25 protein-coding genes, 1 tRNA gene and 1 pseudogene are annotated in these 25,494 nt (G+C 68.5%); 16 read left to right on the top strand and 11 right to left on the bottom strand.

Annotation, left to right across the window (positions count from 1 at the left end):
• Window positions 1-23: 23 nt before the first annotated feature.
• Window positions 24-368, top strand: coding sequence for a YciI family protein (locus tag AC0662_RS31220; RefSeq protein ID WP_452193621.1), 345 nt, complete (start codon window positions 24-26; stop codon window positions 366-368).
• The gene (locus AC0662_RS31215) at window positions 365-1,567 is read left to right on the top strand and encodes an RNA polymerase sigma factor (protein WP_452193623.1); all 1,203 of its coding nucleotides are present in this window, start codon (window positions 365-367) and stop codon (window positions 1,565-1,567) included. Before AC0662_RS31220 ends, AC0662_RS31215 begins: the two co-directional genes overlap by 4 nt.
• A gap of 21 nt (window positions 1,568-1,588) precedes the next feature.
• Here the strand turns inward: AC0662_RS31215 and AC0662_RS31210 are convergent, their stop codons facing one another.
• On the bottom strand, window positions 1,589-2,227 hold the full coding sequence (locus tag AC0662_RS31210) for a response regulator (protein ID WP_478305136.1): 639 nt from the start codon (window positions 2,225-2,227) through the stop codon (window positions 1,589-1,591).
• A complete protein-coding gene (locus AC0662_RS31205) occupies window positions 2,227-3,378 on the bottom strand; it encodes a sensor histidine kinase (RefSeq protein ID WP_478305134.1) in 1,152 nt (383 codons plus the stop codon). Before AC0662_RS31205 ends, AC0662_RS31210 begins: the two co-directional genes overlap by 1 nt.
• Window positions 3,379-3,638: 260 nt before the next feature.
• On the opposite strand from AC0662_RS31205, the gene AC0662_RS31200 reads away from it, so the two are divergent.
• From AC0662_RS31200 to AC0662_RS31165, 8 genes and pseudogenes are all read left to right on the top strand, one after another.
• Window positions 3,639-5,861 carry an MMPL family transporter gene (locus AC0662_RS31200; protein ID WP_452193628.1) on the top strand — a complete coding sequence of 741 codons (2,223 nt, stop codon included), beginning with the start codon at window positions 3,639-3,641 and terminating at the stop codon, window positions 5,859-5,861.
• Window positions 5,862-5,917: 56 nt separating this feature from the next.
• On the top strand, window positions 5,918-6,676 hold the full coding sequence (locus tag AC0662_RS31195) for a methylenetetrahydrofolate reductase (protein WP_452193630.1): 759 nt from the start codon (window positions 5,918-5,920) through the stop codon (window positions 6,674-6,676).
• Between the two features lie 194 nt (window positions 6,677-6,870).
• Window positions 6,871-7,086: pseudogene (locus tag AC0662_RS31190) on the top strand (4Fe-4S binding protein); the annotation flags it as partial.
• Window positions 7,087-7,247: 161 nt separating this feature from the next.
• Window positions 7,248-7,742 carry an NADH-quinone oxidoreductase subunit J family protein gene (locus AC0662_RS31185; RefSeq protein WP_478305132.1) on the top strand — a complete coding sequence of 165 codons (495 nt, stop codon included), beginning with the start codon at window positions 7,248-7,250 and terminating at the stop codon, window positions 7,740-7,742.
• A gap of 1 nt (window position 7,743) precedes the next feature.
• Window positions 7,744-8,061: an NADH-quinone oxidoreductase subunit NuoK gene (gene nuoK / locus AC0662_RS31180; RefSeq protein WP_478305130.1), complete on the top strand. Its 318-nt coding sequence runs from the start codon at window positions 7,744-7,746 to the stop codon at window positions 8,059-8,061.
• Entirely contained in the window at window positions 8,058-9,821 is a 1,764-nt protein-coding gene (locus AC0662_RS31175; protein ID WP_452193635.1) for an NADH-quinone oxidoreductase subunit 5 family protein, read from the top strand. The genes nuoK and AC0662_RS31175 overlap by 4 nt, the downstream gene beginning before the upstream one ends.
• Window positions 9,818-11,323: a complex I subunit 4 family protein gene (locus tag AC0662_RS31170; RefSeq protein ID WP_452193637.1), complete on the top strand. Its 1,506-nt coding sequence runs from the start codon at window positions 9,818-9,820 to the stop codon at window positions 11,321-11,323. The genes AC0662_RS31175 and AC0662_RS31170 overlap by 4 nt, the downstream gene beginning before the upstream one ends.
• On the top strand, window positions 11,320-12,771 hold the full coding sequence (locus tag AC0662_RS31165; protein WP_478305127.1) for an NADH-quinone oxidoreductase subunit N: 1,452 nt from the start codon (window positions 11,320-11,322) through the stop codon (window positions 12,769-12,771). The genes AC0662_RS31170 and AC0662_RS31165 overlap by 4 nt, the downstream gene beginning before the upstream one ends.
• On the opposite strand, the gene AC0662_RS31160 is transcribed toward AC0662_RS31165, so the two are convergent.
• Complete coding sequence (locus AC0662_RS31160) at window positions 12,755-13,603, bottom strand: arylamine N-acetyltransferase family protein (RefSeq protein ID WP_478305125.1); 849 nt, start codon at window positions 13,601-13,603, stop codon at window positions 12,755-12,757. The two genes, AC0662_RS31165 and AC0662_RS31160, sit on opposite strands and share 17 nt — an antisense overlap.
• A gap of 74 nt (window positions 13,604-13,677) precedes the next feature.
• Between AC0662_RS31160 and AC0662_RS31155 the strand changes: the two genes are divergently transcribed.
• Window positions 13,678-14,694 carry a lactonase family protein gene (locus AC0662_RS31155; protein WP_478305123.1) on the top strand — a complete coding sequence of 339 codons (1,017 nt, stop codon included), beginning with the start codon at window positions 13,678-13,680 and terminating at the stop codon, window positions 14,692-14,694.
• Here the strand turns inward: AC0662_RS31155 and AC0662_RS31150 are convergent.
• Both AC0662_RS31150 and AC0662_RS31145 read right to left on the bottom strand, forming a co-directional pair.
• A complete protein-coding gene (locus tag AC0662_RS31150) occupies window positions 14,691-14,987 on the bottom strand; it encodes a hypothetical protein (RefSeq protein ID WP_452193644.1) in 297 nt (98 codons plus the stop codon). The genes AC0662_RS31155 and AC0662_RS31150 overlap by 4 nt on opposite strands.
• Window positions 14,984-15,850, bottom strand: coding sequence for a phytanoyl-CoA dioxygenase family protein (locus tag AC0662_RS31145; protein ID WP_478305121.1), 867 nt, complete (start codon window positions 15,848-15,850; stop codon window positions 14,984-14,986). Before AC0662_RS31145 ends, AC0662_RS31150 begins: the two co-directional genes overlap by 4 nt.
• A 102-nt stretch (window positions 15,851-15,952) precedes the next feature.
• Here AC0662_RS31145 and AC0662_RS31140 point away from each other — a divergent pair, with 102 nt between their 5' ends.
• Window positions 15,953-16,732: an AraC family transcriptional regulator gene (locus AC0662_RS31140; RefSeq protein ID WP_452193648.1), complete on the top strand. Its 780-nt coding sequence runs from the start codon at window positions 15,953-15,955 to the stop codon at window positions 16,730-16,732.
• Window positions 16,733-16,742: 10 nt separating this feature from the next.
• Window positions 16,743-17,477, top strand: coding sequence for a hypothetical protein (locus AC0662_RS31135; protein WP_452193649.1), 735 nt, complete (start codon window positions 16,743-16,745; stop codon window positions 17,475-17,477).
• On the opposite strand, the gene AC0662_RS31130 is transcribed toward AC0662_RS31135, so the two are convergent.
• The 3 genes from AC0662_RS31130 to AC0662_RS31120 are packed head-to-tail and all read right to left on the bottom strand — an operon-like array spanning window position 17,474 to window position 19,573.
• Window positions 17,474-18,049, bottom strand: a complete 576-nt coding sequence (locus tag AC0662_RS31130; RefSeq protein WP_452193651.1) for a hypothetical protein — start codon at window positions 18,047-18,049, stop codon at window positions 17,474-17,476. The genes AC0662_RS31135 and AC0662_RS31130 overlap by 4 nt on opposite strands.
• Entirely contained in the window at window positions 18,050-19,039 is a 990-nt protein-coding gene (locus AC0662_RS31125) for a phosphotransferase enzyme family protein (RefSeq protein ID WP_478305119.1), read from the bottom strand.
• 42 nt (window positions 19,040-19,081) lie between these two features.
• Complete coding sequence (locus AC0662_RS31120) at window positions 19,082-19,573, bottom strand: YajQ family cyclic di-GMP-binding protein (protein ID WP_452193654.1); 492 nt, start codon at window positions 19,571-19,573, stop codon at window positions 19,082-19,084.
• An 82-nt stretch (window positions 19,574-19,655) separates the two neighbouring features.
• On the opposite strand from AC0662_RS31120, the gene AC0662_RS31115 reads away from it, so the two are divergent.
• Window positions 19,656-19,738 (top strand) — tRNA-Tyr (locus AC0662_RS31115).
• A 78-nt stretch (window positions 19,739-19,816) separates the two neighbouring features.
• Here the strand turns inward: AC0662_RS31115 and AC0662_RS31110 are convergent.
• From AC0662_RS31110 to AC0662_RS31100, 3 genes are all read right to left on the bottom strand, one after another.
• Complete coding sequence (locus AC0662_RS31110; RefSeq protein WP_478305117.1) at window positions 19,817-20,368, bottom strand: GNAT family N-acetyltransferase; 552 nt, start codon at window positions 20,366-20,368, stop codon at window positions 19,817-19,819.
• A gap of 105 nt (window positions 20,369-20,473) precedes the next feature.
• On the bottom strand, window positions 20,474-21,286 hold the full coding sequence (locus AC0662_RS31105; protein WP_478305115.1) for a VOC family protein: 813 nt from the start codon (window positions 21,284-21,286) through the stop codon (window positions 20,474-20,476).
• Window positions 21,287-21,533: 247 nt separating this feature from the next.
• Window positions 21,534-24,449, bottom strand: coding sequence for a hypothetical protein (locus AC0662_RS31100; RefSeq protein WP_478305113.1), 2,916 nt, complete (start codon window positions 24,447-24,449; stop codon window positions 21,534-21,536).
• Window positions 24,450-24,665: 216 nt separating this feature from the next.
• Between AC0662_RS31100 and AC0662_RS31095 the strand changes: the two genes are divergently transcribed.
• On the top strand, window positions 24,666-25,154 hold the full coding sequence (locus AC0662_RS31095) for a DUF4913 domain-containing protein (protein WP_478305111.1): 489 nt from the start codon (window positions 24,666-24,668) through the stop codon (window positions 25,152-25,154).
• Window positions 25,151-25,486 carry a hypothetical protein gene (locus AC0662_RS31090; RefSeq protein WP_478305109.1) on the top strand — a complete coding sequence of 112 codons (336 nt, stop codon included), beginning with the start codon at window positions 25,151-25,153 and terminating at the stop codon, window positions 25,484-25,486. Before AC0662_RS31095 ends, AC0662_RS31090 begins: the two co-directional genes overlap by 4 nt.
• Window positions 25,487-25,494: the final 8 nt, after the last annotated feature.

Genomic DNA, 25,494 nt, shown 5'->3' with positions numbered 1-25,494 from the left:
TAGATGACGAGAAGGAGGCAACCATGACTCAGTACCTGCTCAGCATCTACCAGCCCGACGGCCCGCCGCCCGCACCCGAGGTCCTCGAACCGATCCTGCGCGACCTGCAGACCCTCAACGAGGAGATGCGGTCCGCCGGCGTCTGGGTGTTCGCCGCGGGCCTGCACCCGCCGGAGACCGCCACGGTTCTGAAGGCGAAGGGTGACGAGGTCCTGATCACCGACGGCCCGTTCACCGAGGGCAAGGAACATCTGGGCGGCTTCACCGTCATCGAGGTGGACGACCTGGACGCCGCCCTGCACTGGGCCCGCCGCCTCGCCGAAGTCCTCCGCAACCTGTCGGTAGAAGTGCGACCGTTCCAGTCGTGACCGACGTCGCCGCGATCTTCCGGGCCGAGCACGGGCGAGCAGTCGCCGTACTGACCCGGGTGTTCGGGGACCTGGAGATCGCCGAGGACGCGGTCCAGGACGCGTTCGCCACGGCGCTGGAGAAGTGGCCCGCGAACGGCGTACCGCCGAGTCCGGCCGGCTGGATCATCACCACCGCGCGGAACCGCGCGATCGACCGCCTGCGCCGCGAGTCCGCGCGCGCCGACAAACAAGCCGAGGCTGCGCTGCTGCATGCGCAGGACGAGCCGGAGGAGGTGGGCGTGGTGCAGGACGACCGTCTCCGGCTGATCTTCACCTGCTGCCACCCGGCGCTCGCGCTGAACGTCCGCGTGGCCCTCACCCTCAGGATGCTCGGCGGCCTGAGCACCGCCGAGATCGCGCACTCGTTCCTGGTCCCGGAGCCGACGATGGCGCAGCGACTGGTTCGCGCCAAGGCCAAGATCCGCGCGGCCGGCATCCCGTACCGGATCCCCGCCGAGGCCGATCTCCCCGACCGCGTCCGCGGCGTCCTCGCCGTCGTCTACCTGATCTTCAACGAGGGGTACGCCGCTTCGTCCGGCGACTCGCTCGTTCGCGACGAGCTCGCCCTCGAAGCCATCCGCCTGGGCCGTCTGCTCGTCGACCTGATGCCCGACGAACCCGAGGCGGTGGGGTTGCTCGCGTTGCTGCTCCTCCAGCAGTCCCGGCGCCCGGCGCGGGTCGCTGCCGACGGCTCGCTGATCCGCCTGCCCGATCAGGACCGCGGGACATGGGACCGAGCGCTGGTCACCGAAGGACAAGATCTCGTACGCCGATGTCTGCGGCGTAATCAGCCTGGTCCGTACCAACTGCAGGCCGCGATCAACGCCGTCCACGCCGACGCGCCGACTGCCTCAGCCACCGACTGGGCACAGATCATCCAGCTCTACGACCATCTGCTGACCCTCGACCCCTCGCCGGTGATCGCCCTCAACCGAGCCGTCGCGGTCGCGGAGGTGGACGGCCCGGCGGCGGCGCTCGAGCTCGTCGACGACCTCCCGCTCGAGACTTACTACCTCTTCCATGCCATCCGGGCCGACCTCCTCAACCGCCTGAACCGCCCGGCCGACGCACGCGAGGCGTACGACACCGCCATCGACCTCTGCGCCAACACCACCGAACGCACCTACCTCACCCGCCGACGCGCCACCGTGTCCTAACAGGTCCTGACAGCCCACCGCTCAGCGCTCGCCGCGCATGATGACAGCGATCTGGGTCCGGTTGGTGAGGTCGAGTTTGGCGAGGATGCGGGAGATCGCGGCCTTGACGGTGGCCTGGCTGACGTACAGGCGTGCCGCGATCTCCGCGTTCGAGGCGCCACCGGCCACGGCGAGCGCGACCTCGCGTTCCCGCTCGGTCAGCGAGTCCGTCCGGGAGTCCGTGGGCTCACCGGCCGTTCGGATGTCCTGGAGCAGCGGGCGGGTGACCGCCGGCGAGAGTACGGCGTGTCCGGCGGCAACGGCACGAACGGCGCTGGCGATCTCGGCGGGCGGTGTGTCCTTGACCAGGTAGCCGACCGCCCCGGCGCCGATGGCCTTGCGAACGAGGTCATCGGCATCGAAGGTGGTGAGGACGACGATCCGGGACGCGCGCAGCTCCGGCGTCGCGGTGATCTGCTGGGTCGCGGTGACGCCGTCCATGCCGGGCATCCGGACGTCCATCAGGATGACGTCCGGCCGGAGCTCGGTCGCGGCGGCGATCGCGGCGGCTCCGTCGGCGGCCTCGCCGACCACTTCGATCTCGGGATCGATCCGCAGCATCATCCGCAGCCCGGCGCGGAGCAGGGTGTCGTCGTCGACGAGCAGCACGCGGATCGTCATCAACGGCTCCACGGCAACCAGGCGGAGAGCTGGAAGCGCTCGTCGGCCGTGACCGTCACCTCGAGATCGCCGCCGGCCAGAGCTGCCCGCTCGCGCAGACCGATCAGCCCGGAGCCCGAGCCGGGCGTCGTCGACGGTGCGGGTTCGGTCGGCAGCCACGACGTGAGCCGCAGCCGCACACCGGCCTCCGGATCCCCGGACAGCTCGACGTTCACGGTGCTGAGCGGCGCGTGCTTGCGGGCATTGGTCAGGCCTTCCTGGACGATCCGGTACAGGGTCCGGCCAGTATCTTCCGGCAGGTCGCTCAGATCGAGGTCGATCGCGACCTGGAGCTCAGTGGCCGCGCTCGCCTCCGCCAGCAGCGCGGGCAGGTCCGCGGCGCCCGGCTGCGGCGCGGCGGTGCTGTCGTCGGTGTCGGTGCGCAGCACCTGGACGGCGCCGCGCAGTTCGTGCAGGGCCAGATGGGTCGTCGAGCGGATCGCCTGCGCTGCCTGGGCGAGTTCGGCCGAGGTCGTGTCCGTGCTGCCGACGGCGACCTCGAAGGCGCCCGCCTGCACGCTGAGCAGGGACAGTCGATGCGCGAGTACGTCGTGCATCTCGCGGGCGATGCGGTGCCGTTCGGCGATCCGGGCGTGCCCGGCGTGCTGCTCGCGGCTGGCCTCGGCCCGATCCGCGCGCTCGCGCAGCGTCTCGACCAGTTGCCGACGGGCCTGCATGAACATGCCCCACCCGGAGACGCCGTAGTAGAAGACGCACGCCCACAGCAGCTGCCAGTCCGCGCCGTCGGCCGGGTAGAGCCGTGTCGACGGCCAGGTCGTGGCAGCGATCACGGTTGCGATCAGCAGCGCGGTGCGCCAGCTGCGGTGGGCCGCCACGGTGACCACGGCGATCACAGCCAGCCCGCCGGCAAGCGTCGAGAAGGTGGCGATTCCGGCGATGAAGATCGCGAACACCACCGGGAACCGACGGCGCCACCACAACGCCACGAAGCCGAGAGCACCACAGACTCCGTCGGCCACGCGCAGCGCCACCGGATAGCCGTCCAGGCCGTGCAGCAGGCTGTGCTGCCCCGCCAGTCCCAGGCCGAGCGCGAACGCCGTCAGTCCGGCGAAGACGAGGAACTGGCCCCGTGCCGACTCGATCGAGCCCATTGCGCCACCGTACCCGCCGCCGGCCGATCGGACCCGACGGAACAGCGAATGTAGCCGATCGGACCGGTCCGGCGGGCCGATCGGCATCACAATGTGGTTGCCGGTAGCACCGAAGTGTCGACTTTCGTCCACGTCTGCGGCACCAAGGTTTGCAGTTGTGTGTAGTGCGTTGCCAGGACCGAAACGGGCCCGCCAGACTCGCGATCAGGGCCTCCGCTGGAGGCCGCCCGATTCGGTCGACCGGCGAGAAGAGAGTTCCCGTGGCCTCGTTCCTGTACAAGATCGGCTCCTTTTCCTATCGCAGGTGGTGGGTCGTCCTCGCGCTCTGGATCGTCGCCGCGGTAGCGATCGGCGGTATCGGCTCGGCGGTGTCGAAGCCGTTCAAGGACGACTTCAACCTGCCGAACAGCCAGGCGGTGAAGGCGCAGGAGGTGCTCCAGCGCGAGTTCCCGCAGACCGCCGACACGGCGGCACCCACCGCGACCGTCGTGTTCCAGTCCAAGAACGGGCAGCCGCTCGACCAGGGCGCGAACGCGGCCGCGATCGACGCCGTGGTCGCCAAGTTGCGCGAGGTCCCGCAGTTGACCGCCGCCCAGCGCGCCGCTGTGGTCAACCCGACCAAGGGTCCGGCGACTGCCGAGACGATGAACAAGGACCGTACGGTCGCCGTCCTGACGATGATGTTGGACGCGAAGCCGAGCGGAGCCAGCCTCGGCGTCTCGCAGGAGACCATCGACACGGTAGCTGCGGCGACGGAGATCGGCACCAAGGCCGGTCTCACGGTCGAGACCGCGGGCGCGGCCAACAAGCCCTCGGCCGAGCCGCCGCTGGAACTGGTCGGCATCGTGGTCGCGATCATCGTTCTGATCATCACCTTCGCGGCCCTGCTCTCGGCGCTGATGCCGCTGACCGCCGCGATGATCGGTATCGCGTTGTCCACCTCGATCATCTCGATCGGTACGGCGTTCCTCACCCTCGGCACCTCCACCACCGGCCTGTCCACGATGATCGGCCTGGCGGTCGGGATCGACTACTCGTTGTTCGTCATCTCGCGCTACCGCCAGGAAACGACCACGACGAAGGATCGTGCCCACGCAGCCGGTGTCGCTGTCGCAACGGCCGGTTCGGCGGTCGTCTTCGCAGGTCTCACGGTCGTCATCGCACTGTGCGGTCTGACCCTGACCGGTCTGTCGTTCCTCGGCCAGATGGGTCTGGGCGCGGCGGTCACCGTGGTGCTCGCCGTCCTGGTCGCCCTGACCGTGCTGCCGGCCCTGCTGGGGCTCTTCAAGTCGGTCGTCTTCAAGCCGCGGCTGCCCGTGCTCTGGACCCCTGAGCGGACCGGGCGGCGCACCCTGGGCGACCGCATCGGGGTCGAGCTGACCACCCGGCCCTGGCCGTACCTGATCGCCGCGATCGCGATCCTGGTGCTGTCGGCACTGCCGCTGTCCAAGCTGGAGCTCGGGTTGGACACGGCGGCGCAGTCGGACAAGGCGGCGATCAAGATCGAGAAGGACGCGTTCGGCGCCGGCAAGTCCTCGCCGCTGATCGCGGTGATCTCGGCGGACGACAAAGCCGGCGCGACGGCCGCCGCGGTCAAGTTCGCCGAGCAGGTCAAGGAACTCGATCACGTTGCCAAGGACGGCTTCGTAGGCCCGATCCCGAACCCGAAGGGGAACGCGGCGCAGTTCATCATCGTCTCCGACTCGGGGCCGTCCAGTCCGGAGACCACCAAGCTCCTCGACCAGGTCAGGGACAAGGCGGACAGCGTGGCCGCCGAGACCGGAGCGTTCGTCGGCATCGGTGGCGTCGCGGCGATCCAGGCCGACTTCTCGCACGCGCTGACCAGCAAGCTGCCGCTGTACCTGATCGTCGTCGTCGGGCTCGCGTTCCTGCTGCTGATGGTCGTGTTCCGGTCGGTGATCATCCCGCTGATCGCGTCGCTGGGTTTCCTGCTCTCGATCGCGGCGACCTTCGGGGCCACCGTCGGCGTCTTCCAGGACGGCTGGCTGGGCTGGATCAAGCCGGAGGACCGCGGGCCGATCCTGGTCTTCATGCCGATCTTCCTGATCGGCATCGTCTTCGGCCTGGCGATGGACTACCAGGTCTTCCTGGTCAGCCGGATGCGCGAGGAGCACCACCACGGGGCCGCGCCGATCGAGGCGATCCGGACCGGCTACCGGGCCGGCGCCCGGGTGGTCACGGCAGCCGCAGTGATCATGATCTCGGTCTTCGCCGGATTCACCCTTTCCTCGGAGACCTTTCTGAAGCTGATGGGCTTCGCGATGGCGGCGGCGATCGTCTTCGACGCGTTCCTGGTGCGGATGATCATCATGCCGACCACCATGGCGGTGCTCGGGGAACGCGCGTGGTGGATGCCGAGGTGGCTGGACCGCCTGCTGCCCAGGATCGACGTGGAGGGCGAGAACCTGCGCGTACCGGCCCCGGAACCGGTCGTCGAGGAGCCGCAGCCGGCCGCCCGCTGACGCCGGACCCTACGGAATCCCCCGCGCACCGCCGGGGGATTCTGTAGGGTCCAGTCGTGCCGGGATTCGAGTTGATCTGTGAAGTGGAGCCGCCGACCCGGCCGGATCTGAAGAAGGTCCGGCACCAGATCGGGGTGATGAGCCCGATCGCCGACGGCTTCCTCATCCCCGACAACCACATCGGCCGGGCGACGGTCTCCAGCGTCGCGGTGGCGAACGAGGTGCAGTTGATGGGCGCCCGCGGCATCGCCTGCCTGAACTCCCGGGACCGCAACCTCCTCGGGTTCCGGCGGGACCTGCTGACCGCGGCGGCGTACGGCGTCGAGCACTTCCTGTTCGTGCATGGCGACGACCCGGCCGAGGGCGCGCGCACCAGTCAGCTGACCGTGCGCCAGATGATCGAGCAGACCCGCGAGACGACGTACCCGGGGTGTGAGCCGTTCAAGGTCGGCGCCGCGACCCGGCTCACCAAGGTCCCGCGCTGGAAGGCGGAGGCCGACTTCCTCTACGTCCAGGTCAGCTACGACCTCGACGAGCTGCTTCGCTGGCGCGAGTCGGTCGCTCTCGACATCCCGGTGTACGCCGGCGTGATGGTGCTCGCCTCGGCGAAGATGGCCCACAACCTCGCGGCGCTGCCGCAGCTGAAGATCCCGGCGAGCCTGGTCGAGGCGGTCGAGAGCGATCGTGACGCCGGCGTCGACCATGCCTGCGAGCAGATCCTGAAGATCCGTGACTCGGGAGCCTTCGACGGCGTTCACCTGGTACCGGTCAGCCGCTACCGCCAGGTCGCGGCCCGCCTGGAGCGCGAGTTGTGAGCACGGGCGGAAAGAGGCGTGGGACGCTAGTGTCCTGATCAACAGACGGGAGGTGGAGCGTGGGGCTGCCTGGTAAGGGGCTGGTCGAGGGGCTGAAGGTCACCGCGAGGACGCTGGCCCGTCGGTCCGTCACCGAGCAGTATCCGGACGTTCTGCCGGAGTTGCCGCCGCGGAGCCGGGGCGTCATCGCGTTGATGGAGGAGAACTGCACCTCCTGCATGCTGTGCGCCCGGGAGTGCCCGAGTTGGTGCATCTACATCGACTCGCACACCGAGACCGCGCCGTCGGTCGGTGAGCAGGCGCGGGAACGCAGCCGGAACGTGCTGGACCGGTTCGCGATCGACTTCAGCCTCTGCATGTACTGCGGGATCTGTATCGAGGCCTGCCCGTTCGACGCGCTGTTCTGGTCGCCGGAGTTCGAGTACGCCGAGACCGACATCCGGAACCTGACGCACGAGAAGGACCGCCTCCGCGACTGGATGTGGACGGTCCCCGCGCCGCAGCCCATCGACCCGGGACCACCCGAGCAGATTGCTGAGCAGAGTCCGGAGCAGACACCCGAGGACGAGGCGTGACCACAGCCCTGTTCTCCGTCGCCGGCGTGGTGGCGGTGGCCGCCGCCGTGCTCGTCGTCACCTCCCGCCGGATCGTGCACGCCGCGCTCTGGCTGGTCGTCGCGCTGGGCGCGGTGGCCGGCTGCTTCGGTGCGCTGCACGCCGAGTTCGTCGCCCTGGTCCAGATCCTCGTGTACGTCGGCGCGATCGTCGTCCTCGTCCTGTTCGCGCTGATGCTCACGAAGGCGCCGACGAACCCGTTGCCCGACCTCACCACCGGCCGGAGCCCCTTCGCGGCCGTCGTCGCGGCGGTCCTCGCGCTGGTCCTCGGCTCCGGCGTCGTACTTGCCTTTGGCAACGAGAAGATCAAGCCGGTGCCGGACGGTTCGGCGCAGGCTGTCGGTACTCAGGTGTTCAAGACCTGGGTGCTCCCGTTCGAAGTCCTCTCGGTTCTCCTGCTGGCGGCGCTGATCGGAGCGATCGCGCTGTCCCAGCGGAAGAAGGAGGACTGACGTGCCGCTGATCCTCCCACTGCTGCTGGCCGTCGTCCTGTTCTGCATCGGTGTGTACGGCGTGCTCGCGCGCCGCAACCTGATCACGATGCTGATGTCGTTCGAGCTGATGCTGAACGCGGTGAACCTGAACCTGGTCGCCTTCGACGCGTGGCGGGTCGACGAAGGCACCGGTCAGACGCTCGCGGTCTTCGTGATCACGCTGGCCGCGGCCGAGATCGGTCTCGGGCTGGCGATCGTCCTGCTGCTGTTCCGCGGTCACGGCCACGTCGACGCCGACGCTGCCCGGGACCTGGTGGAGCAGGAGGAGCCGTCATGATCGCGACCGTCTGGCGGGTCGTCGGTGTCGGGTTCTCACTGCTGATCCTGTTGTTCGCGGTGCTGCTGCATGGCGTCAGCCCGGACCAGGCAGCCTTCCTGAACTCGCAGGTCGGCGACCTCACGATCGGCTTCGCCGTGCGCACCGACGACCTGACGGTTCTGCTCCTGACAGTCGTCGGGGTGATCGCGACGTGCGTCCAGGTCTACTCCCTCGGATACCTGCAGGAGCGCCCGGCGTCGTACCACGCGCTGGTCACCTTGTTCACCGCGGCGATGGTTCTCGTGGTGGTCTCGGACAGCCTGTTCCTCCTGCTGATCGGGTGGGAGGTGATGGGCGCCTGCTCGTACCTGCTGATCGGTCACTACTGGGAACGCCGGGACGCCCGGTCCGGTGCGGTGAAGGCGTTCCTGATGACGCGGTTCGCGGACGTCGGTTTCCTGTTCGGAATCTTCGTGCTCGGTGTCGGCGCGCACACTTTCCGGATTTCCGACCTCGATCCGGCGAAGATCTCGCCCGCGGTGCTGACCACCGGAACGTTGCTGCTGCTGGTCGGCGTGGTCGGAAAATCCGCGCAGGTTCCGCTGCAGACCTGGCTCCCGGACGCGATGCCCGGTCCGAGTCCGGTCAGTGCGCTGATCCACGCGGCGACGATGGTCGCGGCCGGCGTTTTCCTGATCGCCCGGATGTACAACGTTTTCTCCGCGGCGCACACGACGCTCACGGTGCTCGCGATCGTCGCCTGCGTGACGATGCTGTTTTCCGCGCTCTGTGCGATGGCGGCGGTCGAGGTGAAGCGGGTGCTCGCCTGGTCGACGGTCAGCCAGCTCGCGATCATGTTCTCCGCGCTGTCCCTCGGTACGGCGGACGGCCGGCACGCCGCGCTCTTCCACCTCGTCACGCACGCCGCGTTCAAGGGTCTGCTGTTCCTCTGCGCCGGCGTGCTCCTGCACCAGGTCGGCAGCGCGGCCATCGTCGTCCTTCGTCGGTACACCCGCCGCGGCCGGTTGCGGAAAGCGCTGCGGGTCACTTTCGTGACGATGACGATCGGGCTCGCCTCGCTGGCCGGCGTACCGGGGTTCGCCGGGTTCTTCTCCAAGGACGCCGTGATCGACGCGGCCTGGGAGAAGGCGCGGGACGGTTCGGTGGTCGGGTGGGTCGTACTGGTCTCGGTCTGCGTGACGGCGGCGTTCACCGCGTTCTACTGCATGCGGCTGTGGCTGTGGGTGTTCTTCCGGACGCCCGCGCTGGCCGCCGGCGCCGAGGCCTTCGAGGGAGGTGACGCGTCCGGGGAGCTGGACGATCCCGACACCTCGAAGCTGCGCGACGCGCCCTGGGTGATGCTCGCACCACTCGTCCTGCTCGCCATCGGCGCCATCACTCTCGGGTACGCCGATGGCGCGCACCTCAACTGGGTGATCGGGCTGGTGTCCACCGCGCTCGTGGTGCTCGGAGCGCTGCCGGCGTACTCGTTGTGGCGCCGCGGTGCGGATCCGCGGCCGGTTCTCCTGGAGCGTGAGTTCGGCGTGGACCCGGCGTACCACGCGATGTTCGTCGTGCCGGTGCGGTGGTTGGCGAAACTGACGGTCGCGGGCGATCGCGACGTCATCGGTGCTTATGTACGGGCGGCCGGTCGGTCGGGGACTCTGGTGTCGCAAGGGTTCCGGCGGCTGCAGACCGGCAACGTGCAGACCTATCTGACCGCGGCCGTGATCGGTGTCGTCGCGCTGGCCGTGCTGGCGGGGGTGATCGGCTCGTGAACGCGATCCTGCTCGCCGTACTGGCGCTTCCGCTCCTCGCTGCGATGGCGTTGTGGGCGATTCCGCCGACGATCGGGGACCGCCTGGCCGCGAAGTACGGCTCGGTGATCTCGGGGCTGGTGCTGGTCGGGTCGGTGCTGCTCTGGCCGCGGACGAGTGGTGGTTGGTTCGCCTACGTACCACGGAACGGCCCGACCACCGACATCAACGTCGCGTGGATCCCGTCGCTCGGCGTCCGGTTCCACGTCGGCGTCGACTCGATCTCGGCGCCGCTGATCGTGCTGACCGCGCTGCTGACCTTCCTGTGCTGCCTGTACTCGCTGAAGATCACCCCGAGGATCGGCCGGACCCGCTCGCTGATCGCGCTGCTGCTGGTGATCGAGACCGGTGTGATCGGGACGTTCTCGGCGCTCGACCTGGTGCTGTTCTTCGTCTGCTTCGAGATCGTGCTGATCCCGATGTGGCTGGTGATCGACATCTGGGGCGACCACCACGACCCGGCCGGACGGAAGCGGGCCGCGACCACGTTCATCCTGATGACGGTGCTCGGGTCGGCGTTGATGCTGCTCGGGTTCCTGCTGGTCCAGCGGGTCGCCGGGACGTTCGACATCGTCCAGCTGACCGCCGCGCCGGTGCGTGGCGGGCACGGGGTCCCGTTGGCGGCGGCGCTGCTGATCGCGATCGGGCTGGCGGTGAAGGTGCCGCTCTGGCCGCTGCACATCTGGCTGCCGGACGCGCACGCGAAGGCGCCGACGGTGGGATCGGTGCTGCTCGCCGGCGTCCTGCTGAAGCTGGGCACGTACGGTCTGATCCGGATCCTGGTGCCGATCCTTCCGGACGCGACCGCGACCATCGCGCCGTACCTGGGGGCCTTCGCGACCGTGGCGGTCGTCGCCGGGTCGCTGGCCTGTCTGGCTCAGACCGACGTGAAGCGGCTGATCGCGTACTCGAGCGTCGGGCACATGGGCTTCATCGTGCTCGGCATCGCGACGATGTCACCGGCCGGTCTGCGCGGGGCGTTGTTCGCGAACATCGCGCACGGCGTGATCACCGGCCTGCTGTTCTTCCTCGCCGGAGCGATCAAGGACCGGCACGACACCAGCGACCTGCGAGCGATCGGGCGGGCCCTGTACGCGCGGTTGCCGCGGATCGCAGGCCTGCTGACGTTCGCCTGCCTGGCGTCGCTCGGCCTGCCCGGGCTGGCCGGGTTCTGGGGCGAGATGCTGGTGCTGCTCGGGGCGTACGACCCGGCGCCGTGGTTGCCGCGGACAACTTTCCTGGTGTTCATGGTGGTCGCCGGGGTCGGCACGGTCCTGACCGCGGCGTACTTCCTGCGGCTGATCCGCAACCTCTGCCAGGGTGACCCGGCGGAGTACCCGCGGACCGCCTTCGCGGTCGACCTCAGCGGTATCGAGCTGATCACCTGGACTCCGCTGATCACACTGACCGTCCTGCTCGGCGTCTGGCCCGGCCTTCTTCTGCAGCAATGGGGGGCGTTGTGAGTCTGACGTGGACCGACTGGCAGGCGATCGCGGTGCCCGTGGTGCTGGCGATCGGCGCTGTCGCCGTACTGCTGATCGACAGTTTCTGGAAGAGTGCCTCGGCCGAGCTCCGGCATACCGTGGTCACCTTGCTGACCAGCGCGGTGATCCTGTTCGGGCTGGTGTTCGTGTGGGCACACCGGGGCGACTTCAAGCCCGCGTTCTGCCAGCCGGCGGTCGAAGGGCCGGCGCGGTGCAGTCTGGTCTTCGAGCCGTTGACGGCCGGGTTGTGGGCGGTGCTTCTGGTCGGTGGGCTCGGAGTGGTCGGCCTGTCGGCGTACCGGTTGCTGGCCGCCGACATACCGATCGGGGAGTACCACTTCCTGCTGCTGAGCGCGTTGACCGGTGCCACCGTGCTGGCCGGCGCGCGGGATCTCGCGACGCTGGTGATCGCACTCGAGGTGGTGTCGCTGCCGAGCTTCGCGATGGTCGCGCTCCGACGGGACCGGCGCGGCTCCGAGGGCGCGATGAAGGCGTTCCTGGTCTCGGTGCTGTCGACCGCGGTGATGCTCTTCGGCGTCTCCTACCTGTACGGCGTGACCGGTTCGCTGTACCTCAACACGGTGGCTAACCGGTTGGTCGGACTGGACCCGGATCTGCGCCGCGTCGCGTTCGCGGCCGGTCTGTTCGTGATCGTCGGGTTCGCGTTCAAGATCGCCGCGGTGCCCTTCCACGCCTGGCTTCCGGACACGTACGTCGGGGCGCCGGTCGAGGTCACCACGTTCCTCGCGGTGGTGTCGAAGTCGGCCGGGGTCGCGGGACTTCTGGTGCTTGTGACATCTGGGATCGCGCCGGCCGGGTCAGAACTGCGGACGGCGGTCGCGATCCTCGCCGCCGTCACGATGACGGTCGGCAACCTGGCCGCGCTGCGTCAGGTCGAGGCGGTCCGCCTGCTCGCCTGGTCCTCGATCGGACAGGTCGGTTTCCTGCTCGCGCCGCTGGCCGTCGGTGACGCGCAGGCAGTCGTCGGCTACCTCGCGGCGTACGTCGTGGTCACGCTGGGAGCCTTCGGTGCGGTCGCCGTCGTGCAACGGCACCGGCCCGGCGGTCTGCTCAGCGACTACCGCGGCATGGTCCGCTCCGAGCCCGGGCTGGCCGCTGCCCTGATCTTCTTCCTCGTCGTCCTGGCCGGTCTCCCGCCGGGGCTCGCGGGCCTGTTCACCAAGTTCGCCGCGTTCCAGGCCGTCATCGACGCCCACCTCGGCTGGCTCGCGATCGTGATGGCGATCAACGTGATGATCGGGCTCGCCGTCTACCTCCGCTGGGTCGCCGAGCTCTTCCGGCTGCCCGCCGACGACCCGTTCTCGGTCGACATCGAGACGCCGGCCGTCGCGATGATCTCCTTGTGCGCCGCGGTCACCGCTGTCGTCTCGGTCCTCCCCAGCATTCTGTTCACCCTCGCGACCTAGCCAGGAAGTCCTCGTACTGCGTCCATACTCGCCGCCACAAGGCGTCGCGGTCGGCCTGGGAGTAATGGGGGAGCGGGAGCCGGAACACGTCGGCCAGTGCGGTGAAGTAGCTCCGGGGATCTTCGAGCAGCGTGTTGTCGACGCGGTCCGCGAACGTCTCGCTCAGTCCGACAGAACGCAGTACGACGACCGACTCCGGCGTACGCCGGAACGCCGACGCGACCCGGACGAACGGGGACGTGGGGTCGGCCGAGAGATAGGCGTGCTGGTCGGCGAACGCGTCCAGCGTGACGGCGGCGGACTCGAAGTCCATCCCGATCAGGTTCGCCCGCGGGTCGTGATCGAGACGCCACCCGTCGGTCTTCTCGGACCGGCGAAGCCGCAGCGTGAACGGGTACTGCGCTGCCTCGCCGGGCTCGAGCGGCATCGGCTGCCGCAGCCCGTCGCCCAGGCCGGCGTCGACGAGCCAGACCCGCTCCGGATCCTCGGCCAGTCCGCTGACGGTGAGCACCAGATGACTGCCGTCAACGCCGCCAGGCCGGTTCGCGGTCTGTACGCCGCCGCGGTGCATCCGCACGTCATACCCGAGCTCGGTGAGCAGCCGTGCGAAGGTCCCGTTCAGCTGGAAGCAGTACCCACCGGCCTCCCGCGCGACGATCCGCTTCGCCACGTCCGCCGGATCCAACGGTCCACCCGGAACGAGCTGGTACTGCACCGTCTCATACGGCACCTGATCGACGAACGCTTCGTGCAACGCGGTCAAAGCCTCCAGCCGCGGCGGCCCGTCGTACCGCTCGACCCCGATCCGCCGCAACAACCCAGCCGTATCCATGCGGCCCAGGCTAGATCGGGTCGTCGGCTGGACACGGCAGTGCCGGTCGGCCGCTGAGCTGGCAATGTATGGCCATGACCTCTGAGCGGATCTATGTCGGGAGCTACACCAGTCAGCCCGGTGGTGGGGACGGGATCGCGTTCGGGCCCCTGGACGCGATCGAGCCGGTGGTGACGACCGTCGACCCGTCGTTCCTGGTCAGGTCCGCGGACGGGCGGTTCCTCTACGCCACGAACGAGGAGGAGGGCGGTCAGGTCGCGGCGTTCGCGGTCCAGCCGGACAACGGGCTCGAGCTGCTCAACCAGCAGCCCACGAACGGCATGCACCCGTGCCACCTCGACATCGACCCCTCGGGCCGGTACCTGCTGTCGGCGAACTACTCGTCGGGGTCGGTCGCGATCCACCCGATCAACGACAACGGTGCTCTCGGCGACGCGACGCAGTACCTGCAGCGGGAGGGCTCCGGGCCGAACCAGGAACGCCAGGAGGGTCCGCACGCGCACCAGATCGCGTTCGACCCGGCCGGTGCCTACGTGTTCGACGTCGACCTCGGGTCCGACACGGTCTACTCCTCGACGCTGACCGCGGACGGTCAGCTCGAAGAGGTCGACCGGCTGCACATCCACCCGGGCGCGGGCCCGCGGCACCTGGTGTTCCACCCGAGCGCGGGCGCGGCGTACGTGATCAACGAGCTCGACTCGACGCTGACCGTCTGCAATTACGCCGACGGGAAGCTGCAGATCGTGCAGACCGCCTCGACCCGGCCGGCCGACTCGCCGGGCGAGAACTTCCCGGCCGAGCTGCTGATCTCCGCCGACGGCCGGTTCCTGTACGGATCGAACCGCGGCGACAACACGATCGCGGTCTTCGCGATCGCCGCCGACGGACAGAGCGTCGAGCTGGTGCAGACCATCTCGTCGGGCGGCGACTGGCCACGGCACCTGGCTTTCGGAAACGACGGGAAAACGTTGTACGCCGCGAACGAGCGCTCGGACCAGATCGCGACCTTCGCCATCGACGACAACGGCCAGCTGGCCGCTCACGGGGAGCCGGTCAGCTGGCCGAAGCCGGTCTGCGTACTGCCGATCTAGACGAGCTTCTCGAAGAAGAACTCGTGCTTGAGGAACGACACGTCGTACTCGTGCCCCGGGTACGGCGGGTTCAGCTGCGACGCCTGGAACAGCCGCCAGCCGTCCTTGAGCGCGTCGAGCCCGGTCGCGTACGGCGGTTCGTCGCTGTCACCCGTGGTGGGGTGCGTCGCGCCCGTCCCGTCGTACTCCGACCAGCCGACCGTCCGCGCGTCCAGCGCCGAGGAGGCCAGGTAGAGCACCAGCACCTTCTGGCGAAGACCGGTCTGGACTGGGGTTTCCGCGGTGGAGGTCATGCCATCTCCTTCTTGCCGCCGGCGTGCGGGTTGTTGGCGCGGTCGGCGACCACCCGCTGCGGGCGGTTCGAGACGCGGGTGACCCAGTAGTTCGGGTCGTAGGTGTCGTCGCCGCTGAGGGCGCGCCACATCAGGATGCGGTTGTACCGCTCGAGCCGGCCGGTGGCGTTCTCGTACCAGGGGAAGTTCTGCTCGAGCTCGGCCGCGACCGCGTCGTCGTACAGGTCGTCGGTGTTCCAGAGCCGGACCTGACGGACGGTCGGGTTGAACCGGATCTTGAACATGTAGCGGTCGAGGTCGCTGTCGTTCTTGCGGCCGCCGTGCCAGATGCCGTGGTGCAGGAACTGCACGGTGCCGGCCGGGCAGACCAGCCGGGTCTGGCCGAGCAGGTTCTGGTAGCGACCGGTGTCGGACTCGTTGGTCCGGCGCAGGTGGCTGCCGGGAACGCTGAGCGTGCCGCCCATCTCGAGCGTCACGTCCTGCGGGTAGTACATGAGTTGTACGTCGAAGGCGTCGGTGCGGACGTCGATGATCGCGTCACCGTGCAGGTTCTGCGCCTCGCCCTCGTGCGCCTTGCGGATGTGGACCGCGTGGTGGTCCACGGTCGGCTCGGGACCGACCAGACTGTGGATCGCGCCTGCCACCTCGGGCAGTTGCACCAGCCGCTGGACGAAGTCGCTGTCCACGAACGCTTCCGACAACGGGGTGCCGTACGGAACCCCCGGAATGCCGTTCTTCAGGACCTCGATCGCCTGCTGGTTCATCTCGTCCGGTACGACGGCGTCCATCCGGAGTGCGCCGGTCGCGACGAAATGCGCCACCTGGACGGAGGTGAGCAGATGCTTGCGATGCGGATGGGGCATGGAGACTCCCTGTTCGCGGTAGTGGTCACTACTCCTCCAGGCTAGGTGGGAAGAACGTGTGAGCGCGTGGGCTGTGATCACTACTAGTGGTAATTTTTCACCATGATCGAACTGCACCTGCAGACCCCGCCGGAGGTCGTGAACGCCGGCGCGGGCATCCACGGAGTCCGGAAACTGCGCGACCTCTTCCGCCTCCCGGACCTCTGGCAGCTGCACCTGTACAACTACTCCGCCGAGCTGACCCTGTTCGGTACGACGTATTCCGTCGCGCCCGGGTACGTCTCACTGACGCCGGCCGGAACGCAGGTGCAGTTCGACTACCGCGGCCGTTCGGAACATCTGTACGCGCATTTCCGGCCGGTCGAGATCGGCGAGCCGTCGTACGTTCCGGTGGTCCAGGACGCAGGCGATGCCGCGCCGCTGCTGTCGCGACTGCTGCGCTCCGCGATCGAGTCCTCCCCGTCCGGTTCGGCCCGCACCACCGCGGAGGTCTGGACCGCGCTCTGGCGGATCGCCGAACTGACCCCGGCCACCACGGAGGCCGGTCACCCGGCCGTGTCCACCGCGATCGCGCACATCGAGGCCAACCTCGCGCAGCCGCTCGCCGTACCCGACCTGGCTCGGCTGGCCGGCGTTTCGCACAACCACCTGACCCGCCTGTTCCAGGCCGAGACCGGGCAGACCGTGATCGCCTACGTCCGGACCCGCCGGATGGCACGCGCCCGGCACCTGCTCGTGTCGTCGACGCTGTCGATCCCGGCGATCGCGGCCTCGGTGGGCGTCCCCGATCTGCAGGCGTTCAACAAGACGTGCCGGCGGGAGTTGGGGGCGTCGCCGCGCTCGGTGCGTAATGCCATGGCCGGGAGCGGGACGGGAGGTTAGCGTGCGGGACGTGTACGAACTGATCCCGGTCGCCGACGGTCCGCAGTACGACGAAGAGGCTGAGCAGCGCTTCAGCGAGGAGTGGCCGGAGTTCATCTTCCACGACGTCGAGGTGGGGCGCTGGCGGGACCGGCGGCTGGAGTACTTCCCCGAGTGGGAGTTCTACCTGGTGTCGTCGGACGAGCGGCTGATCGCCGGGTGCTGGGGCGTGCCGCTCCCGTGGGACGGGACGGTGGCGGACCTGCCCGGTGGGTTCACCGACTCGCTGGCGCGGGCGGTGACGTCGTACGAGGCAGGCGTCGTACCGAACACCTTCGTGCTAATGGCGGCCGCCGTCCGCTCCGACGAGCAGGGGCAGGGCCACGCCGGCCGCGTCATCACCGCCGTCCGCGACCGCGCCATCGCCGGCGGTCTGGCGCACGTCATCGCCCCCGTCCGCCCGACGCTGAAGTCGAGCTACCCGCTGACGCCCATCGAAACCTTCATGACCTGGACCCGCGACGACGGCCTCCCACTCGACCCCTGGCTCCGCACCCACGTCCGCCTCGGCGCCACCCTCCTCGCCCCGGCCCCCGCCTCCCAAACCATGACCGGCACCGTCACCGACTGGGAACAGTGGACCAAAATGCCCTTCCCCTCCACCGGCACCTACACCATCCCCGCCGGCCTAACCACCCTAGAAATCAACCGCGAGTCCAACTCAGGCACCTACAAAGAACCCAACATCTGGCTCCGCCACGCCTAGTCCGCAGGCTTCCGGCGCGCACCTTCAGGCGTGAACCGCATCGACTCGACGAGGGGCACTCCACACCGGGCCGCCAACACAGCCTGATCGCTCGCGACGTGGAACCAGACGATCGCCTCTCCGGGCCGGCCGTAGCCGATCGCCTCCTTGACGACACCTCCGATCTGCACACTCGGCTCACCGAGCTGAGCGAGGACGTCGGTCCACGAGCGATCGCTCGCGCAGTACTCCGTCAGTTGCCCGCGAAGGTCGCCGTACTCGGCCTCGCTGAGCGTCCGGTCAAGCGACAGCCAGCCGTGCTGGTGCGCGTAGTCGGCGTACACCGAGGCAACGGCGCCGGTGCGGTCTCCCGGCAGCACCGTCTGCACCATTCCAGTGACGCCGATGGATGACCACGCACCGGCGGCCTCCAGCGCCCCGCGCCACGTACGACGGTCGCCGGTCTCCGTCACGTACACGACCCGGTCGAGCATGTAGTCCAGACCGAGCTCACCGCCGTGCATTCCCGGTCGACGGATCGCGTTGCTCAGCCCTTCGATGAAGTGCTGCTGGATCTGTTCGACCGTGAGCATCTAGCGGACCGCCAGGGCGGCCAGACCGGTGGTGAGGATGCCTTTGGTTACTTCGAGGCAGTAGGGCTCGTCGGGGCCGGTGATGGCTTGGTGGGACCAGCCGATGACGTCTTCGAAGGCTCGGACGTGGCGGTAGTAGTGAACGGCGTCCTCGTCGAGCACGTGCGGGCCGTATCCGGTCAGGAACGCGGCGCGTTGGGCGGCGGTCGTCGGGCCCACGTCGCCCATGCCGCCGAGCATGAACATCAGGTCCTGCTCGCGCGGCGCGTAGATCACGTCGTCCCAGTCGATCAGGTGCAGCGCGTCGTCGACCAGGACGTTGCCGATATGCGGATCCCCATGACACACGACCCGCGGTCCACTCGGTGCCGGCGGACGATTGGTGAGCAGATCCGCGATGACCCCGTCGTACTGCTTCCATATCGCGGCCAACTCCTCCTCGACCTCCCCTTCGGGAGTCTCGAGCCGCCTGCGGACCTCCTCCGCCAGCGCAGGCGTCCGCGCGTCGATGTGGCTGTGCTTGGGCAACGCGTCCCGCAACCGCATCGGCGGCTCCGAGTCATGCACCCGCCTCAGCAGTACGCCGTACTCCGCCCACTGCTCGTCCGTCAGCCCGGTGTCGGCCGCTCGCACGCCGTCGATCCACGGCGTGACCGTCAGCCGCTTCTTGTTCCCGTGGAACGTCCACAGGCCGCCCTCGGTGGTCCGGATCATCTCCGGTACGCCGGGCAGACCGCTGTCCGCGAGGAACGCCGCGACCTGATGACCCGTGTTCGTCCCGGCGCCGCTCCACTTCACGGCGTACGAGTTGGTCGCCGTACTCATCTTCCAGACCTGCGCGGCGACGTCCGCCCCGTCCGCGACCGGTGTGAGCTCCACCACCTCGAGCCCGAAGTCCGCCAGCAACCACTTCCGCAGCAACGTGTCACCCACGCCCGCCAGCATGCCCGGCAACCGGCCCGGTGGCGAGCCGATTACCGAGCCGATCACCGGGCCTGCTGTGGGCGCTGTGGGTGCCTGTGGTGCTGTGGGTCAGCGGTAGTTCACGAACTGGACCGCGAAGTCGTAGTCCTGGCCCTTGACCAGCGCTTGGACCGCCTGCAGGTCGTCACGGCTCTTGCTGGACACCCGCAGCTCGTCGCCCTGGATCTGCGCCTTGACGCCCTTCGGGCCCTCGTCACGGATCAGCTTCGAGATCTTCTTCGCGTTCTCCTGCGTGATCCCGGCGTCGATCGTGGCGTTGATCTTGTAGATCTTCCCGGACAGCTTCGGCTCGTCGGCCTCCAGCCCCTTGAGCGAGATCTGCCGCTTCACCAGCTTGTCCTTGAACACGTCCAGCACGGCGTTCACCCGCTCCTCGGTGTTCGCCTGCATGTCGATCGCCTCACCGGACCACTTGATCCCGGCGTCGACGTTCTTGAAGTCGAACCGCTGGCTGATCTCCTTCGCCGCCTGGTTCACGGCGTTGTCCACCTCCTGGTGATCCACCTTGTTCACGATGTCGAAGGAGGACTCCGAAGCCATGGCACTTCCTTTCCGATTTGCTGTCAGGGCCACTACCTGTTGTATCGTCTCCCACGCCGGTTCACGAACCGGCAGCCACCCTGGCGGGTTGCCCGAGCGGCCAAAGGGAGCAGACTGTAAATCTGTCGGCTTATGCCTACGCAGGTTCGAACCCTGCACCCGCCACGAGTGCGAGAAAGTGGCCCGTGACCTGCGAAAACGCAGCTCACGGGCCATTTTCGTATCTGGTGGTCGACGGCGCGATCAGGCTCTCGTGCCGCGCTCGATTCGGTACAGGACGTTGGGGCGCAGCGGGCCTTCGGGTTCGGTGGGGTCGTCGAAGTCGTCGGCTGGGTTTCGGGTCATGCCGATCCGGCGCATTACTGCTTGGGAACGGACGTTGGTGGCAGTCGTCACTGCCAGGATCTCGGGGAGTTCAAGCGTCTCGAAGCCGAAGGCCAGGCCGGCCAAGGCGGCCTCGGTGGCGTAACCGTGGCCCCAGGCCGAGCGTGCGAGCCGCCAACCGATCTCCACGCCCGTGAACGGCATGCCGTCATCCACCGGGTCCAAGCCCGCGAAGCCGATGAACTCGCCGGTGGCTTGCACCTCAACCGCCCACCATCCGAAGCCTCGCTGGTCGAAGTCGGCCTGGAACTGCGCCACGGAGGCATCGCTCTGTTCGCGGGTCAGCAGGTCGCCCAGGTGCTCCCGGACCTCGGGATCAGCATTCATCGCCGCCCACGGTTCAAGGTCGGAATCTTGCCATCGCCGGAGCAGGAGGCGATCGGTTCGCAGTTCAGCCATGCGGCCAGCCAACGCGAGCGCCGTACCCCGGGCAATCCAATTTCCTCGGGACGACCGAGTCGGCCGGCGCGACCGGGTCTGAAGCCCGCCCGAGCGAGAGCAGGTGGTGTTCCTGGTCTATTCGCCCTTGTAGCAGAGGCAGAACGGGTGGCCGGCTGGGTCGGCGTACACGGGGCAGCTGCCGCCCTGCGGTGGTAGCAAGGTCCCGCCGAGATCGAGGGCGAGGCGTTCCTTCTCGGCGCGGTTGTCGACGCCGATGTCGAAATGCATCTGCGGCGGATAGGCGGGGTCGGGCCACCGCGGTGGTTGGTACGTCGGGACGCGCTGCAGCGCGAGCATCGGGAGCCGGTCGTCGTCGCGGGCGATCACGATGCGGTCGGGTGACTTCTCAACGGTACGGGGCATGTCCAGTACGCCGCTCCAGAAGCGCGCCAGGGATACCGGCTCCGCGCAGTCGATCACCACGCGGATGAGCGTGCCGAGTCGGTCCGTGGGTTCGGTGTGGCCGGGGTAGAGGCAGAAGGGGTGGCCCACCGGGTCGGCGTACACGCGCCAGCCGGGGAACTCCTCCAGCTTCGTCGCCCCGTACTCCAGTACCGCCCGCCCGGCGGCATCCAGGTCCGCGACCTGTACGTCGAGATGGATCTGCGTCGGCCGCGCAGGATCGCGCCAGCGCGGCGGACGCATCGCGCCCTCGCCAGGCCCGACGCGTCCGTCGGTGAGCATCGCGTAGAACCGGCGAAGCTCGTCCTCCCGCTCCTCGGGACAGCCGACGACGACCCAGAACCGTCCGTCCTGTTCGTCGGGGTCGACCGACGTACCGACCACCTTGGTGGCCTCGTCGAGCACCACGCTGACAAATGCCTGCCCACGGTCGCCGTCGAGGACAACGCGGACCAGACGTTCGTTGACCTGCCGCGCACTGCTCACCGTCCGATCCGAACCCGCAAACTCCTCCACCCTTGGGCGCCACGTCGCGTCGATCCACGGACCCGGATCCCATCCGCCGAAGTCGCTGACCGCGTTGGCTGCCGGAACGTCGGCCTGCTCCAACGCGTCAACCCACCGGCATGCGACGTCAACGGGATCTTGAGGCATCTCGGCAGTCTGACCCTGGCCGGCCAGCCGATCAAGGCCTGGAACCCGCCCCCAGCCGCGCTCGCTCAACTCGGCGGGGTTATCGCTCTCGGGGAGCGTTCCCTACTCGGCGAGGGCTGCCGCTTTCTGTGTGTGGTGATGTCTCGGGCGTCCGGACGGCGGTGATTGGGGTGTCGATCAGGCGGCGCAGTCTTTCGAGGTCGGCATCGTGGGACTGCTCTTGTGATGCGGCGATGGTCAGGGCCGGGAGGACGAGACCTTCTGGTACGTCGGATTCGCGCCAGAGTCGGTGTGCCTTCTCGAGGGTCTGGTCGAACTCGGTCTGCACGTAGGCGCGGGAGTCGACTGTTCCGTGGAGTGCGTGATGGTCCACGGCGTCCGCGGTGTGGGCGAGGCGTTCCAGAGTGATGAGGCGTTCGGCCAGGAGGGGTTTGCCGGGTGGTTCTGCGGCGAGGCGGCGTACCGCTTGGGTTGCGGCGGCTCGAGCCTGGTCGGTGAGGCCGCCGGTGACGCGCCCGCCGTCGGCCGGGTCGACTGTGGTGGGATCCGGGAAGAGGTGCCGGCGGCCGTTGCTGTTGGCAATGGATTCGTAGCGTTCGATGGCGATTCGCAGCTGGTCGCGGGCGTCTGGCGGTGCGTCGGGGTAGTCGAGGTCGGACGCGCGGTTGTCGATTTGTTCGAGGGCTTGGACTCGTTGCGATCGGGCGGCTCGGTCGGCGGGGGATTCCGGCTGGCCTGATGGGACGTTGTCGAGTTCGGCTCGGCGTACGGCGGCTCGGATGTGGTCTGTGGTTGGGGAGTCGATGGTTCTGGGCTGCGTGGCGACTGTTTCGGCCTGCATGGTCAGTTGGGTCATGAGGTAGCGGGTGATTGCCCGGTGTTCGAGGAGTTCGGTCTGGTTGACGGCGCGGACTGCCTTGTTGGATTCCAGGCCTTCGTGGACACCTAGCTCGCGGCGGCGGAACCGATAGCGGGCGGCTGGCGTCGCGGTCATCGAACCCACCGCGCCGGCGCCGGTCAGGACCACCGCGAGGCCCGGCAGGTCGAAGACGAGGTCGAGACCGACCGCACCGGTCACCCCACCGAGCGAACCCGCGGCCGCCTGGACGGCGTACGCCGACAGCGGTGCACGCGCCGGCGGACGGGGACCGGTCGGTGGGGTGGTGACTGTTGGGAGGCCGTGCGCTGCAGCCTTGGTCGACAGGTCCGACGGCAGACCGGCCAGCTGCTCCAATTGGTCGGCGAGCTCGCGGAACGCGCGCAGTCGCGGCTCCACTGTTCCAGCGAGGGCTGCTGCCTGAGCGGCCTCCTGGTGGGTGCGTGACCACTGCTTCGAGGCGTCGCGCGCAGGTTCGTCGCGGTTGAGGAAGTACTTGTCGCCCATCGCACCGGTCAGCGCGCCGAGCAGCCCCGGGCCGGCCGCGGCTAGCATGCTTTGCAGTTCCGGGCTGACGTGTCGGGCGAGCGCGGCCGGCTCCGCGCCGCTCGTACGCCGCCCTCCGAGCAACGCCCGTCGCGCAGTACCTGACACGTTCTCGATCAACTGAGCAGCCAGACTGACCGTAAACGGCGGAGACCCCGGAACCTGCACAACTCCTGACGTCCCACAGACTGCCGTGCCTGCCGCGCCTGCCGCGTCACCGACCGTCCCGCCTTCCGCGCCAGCGACCGCCGCGCCTGTCGCGTCACCGACTGTCGGGCTTGCCGGCTCACCCGGTTGCTGGGCTGGCGGTGCGTGGGGTGCTGCGGATGTCGGGACGTTCTGGGGAGCGGCGTGGGTTGGAGTGTCTGGTGTGGCAAGGGCCGTGAGGGCGCGGGGGAAGCGGGTTTGGAGGTCGGCGATTTCGGTGGTCAGTTGGTTGGCGTAGAGGGTGGGGTCGGAGAGGCGGAGGCGTTCCGTGGCGTCGATGCGGCGGAGGCGGAAATCGAGTTTCTTCGTGTCGACGAGGCGTTCCGCGAGGGACTTGGCGAGGGCGGACGACGCGATGACCATGGCGGTCGACAGCGCCGGTACACCGAAGGGCGTGAGCGCGCCCGCGACCGCGGCCGTGGCGAGCGTCGGCATCGTGTGCCGGCGGAGGTAGTTCCGCCACGCCGTTGCCCGCGGCATCTTCTGCTCCGGCGGCCGGAAAGTTTCCGCACCGTCGATCAGACCGAGCAGTCCGGGATGCTCGTACTCGCGTTGTTTCCGTTCCGCCGCGTACGCCGGTTTCCGTCCGGTCATTTTCTGCTGGTCCAGACGCCGCTCGGCGAACGAACCGACGGTCGCGTTCACGATCGTCGGAATCGCGATCCCGAGACCCACGAGCGGGTCGCCGGTGAACGCCGCCGCCGCGGTACCGATCACCACGGCGGAAACACCCGAGCCCCCGACCGCCTTCGCGAAGTACCCCCGCTGGTCCACCCGATCCTCAAGCGGCCGCCGGGCTGGATCCGCGGCGCGGTCGAGAATGGCCCGCTCAGTCTCGGGCAGCAGCGCCCGAAGCAACTCAGCATTCGGCTGCCCGTCGGCCACCCCCGTGGTGAGCGCAAGCGCCCGGATCTTCTGACGCTCCGCGGCCCCGCGCCGCGTTCGTTCCGCCGCCAGGGCTCCTCGCTGCCGAAGCTCAGCCCGATACCCGGCATCAACCGCCCGCTGTACGGCGTCGACGTCAGGCGTACCGCCGGGCCCGAACACCCGCTCGCCGTCTGCGCTCTCGTTGTGCAGGACCGCTGAGGCTTCGGCCAGGGCGCGGGCGAGGGCTGGGGCGACATCGTTTTCCGGAAGACGTTCCGAGAGTTTCAGGTCGACGGTCGGTACGCCGTTCTCGTCGTCCACGGAGTACTCGAGGGTCACACCCGGCGCGAGCGGACCGACCCGCTTGATCAACCGAAACGTCTCAGCCCTGCCGGTCGTGATCGTGTACACGCCATTGCCGTCGTGCCGCAGGTCGCCGAGATCGACAGCCAGTTGCTCGGGGTCGTCCAGCAAGCGTCCCGACTCGGCACTCACCATCACCCATCCGGGAATGAAACGCGCCGACCGGTGCCACAACCACTCGGCTGTCACTACCAGTCCCCTCGTTGAGTTAGGCAAACCTAACTTAACTGGCCACTGGTGTGAACAGTGGGACCGGAGGCGCCGAAGGAGCCCTGTGGATAACCCGAGCGAGGGCGGTTTTGTGGTGTGAACTGTCACGTGGCGACGATCAGATGAACGGATGTGATGTAGATGGCGGACAACGGTGACAGGCCATCAGGGCGGTCGGACCTGACGCTGTCCGACCTCGCGGCGATTCAGCACGCGATGGACGGACTGCGTCAGACTTCGGCACGTCCGGCCCCGACTGGGGTTCGGCCGAGTTTCCCTGACCTGGAGGCCTGGGTGCACGAGTTCTTCGTGCTCACATTCGGTCGGGGTCCGGAGCAGGCGCGATGGTGTGCCATGTGGTGGGATCACCCCGAGGCGGTACTCCGGCTGAGCGCGCTGTGGCGCACGTGGGAGGCCGCCTCGCTGGATCCGGTGTACGGCATAGCCGGCTGGATTCATGATCACCTCGATCCCAACCTTGCTGTGCTGTTCGGTGCTGACGGTCCCTTCGCCCAGTGTGCTGATGGGCAGCACGTCCCACCGACGACATTGCCGGTCAGTCCGCCACCAGATGACTTCGGCCATGCGCCACAGCACTGGTGGGAGGTTCTGAACGAGGACGACAGGTGACCCCGGTCGAACTCCGTCGGCAGGAGTTTCTCGACGCACTGACACGGTTGGGCACCTGGCTGGGTTCAGAAGGTATTGAATACCGCATCATCGGTGGCCTCGCCGTCGCCGCGCACATCGACGAGGGCCGCTCCCTGGACTTCGACCGCGGCGGCGCGGCCAACCCGACGCAGCGCATTCCGGATGTGGACCTACTGGTGCCGCGTCATCGACTCACCGACGTCAAGTCGTACGCTGCAACGGCGAGGAACGGCGTACCGCCGTTCAAGGTCGATACTGTCGCGGCGGACGTTTATGTCGACTTTCGCCCGGACCGAGAAAGTCCTACCTGACGCACCGT

The sequence above is a fragment of the Kribbella sp. NPDC043289 genome, assembly GCF_056436705.1.
The sequence above is the reverse complement of the archived record's forward strand: the minus strand, read 5'-3'. Positions and strand labels throughout refer to the sequence as shown.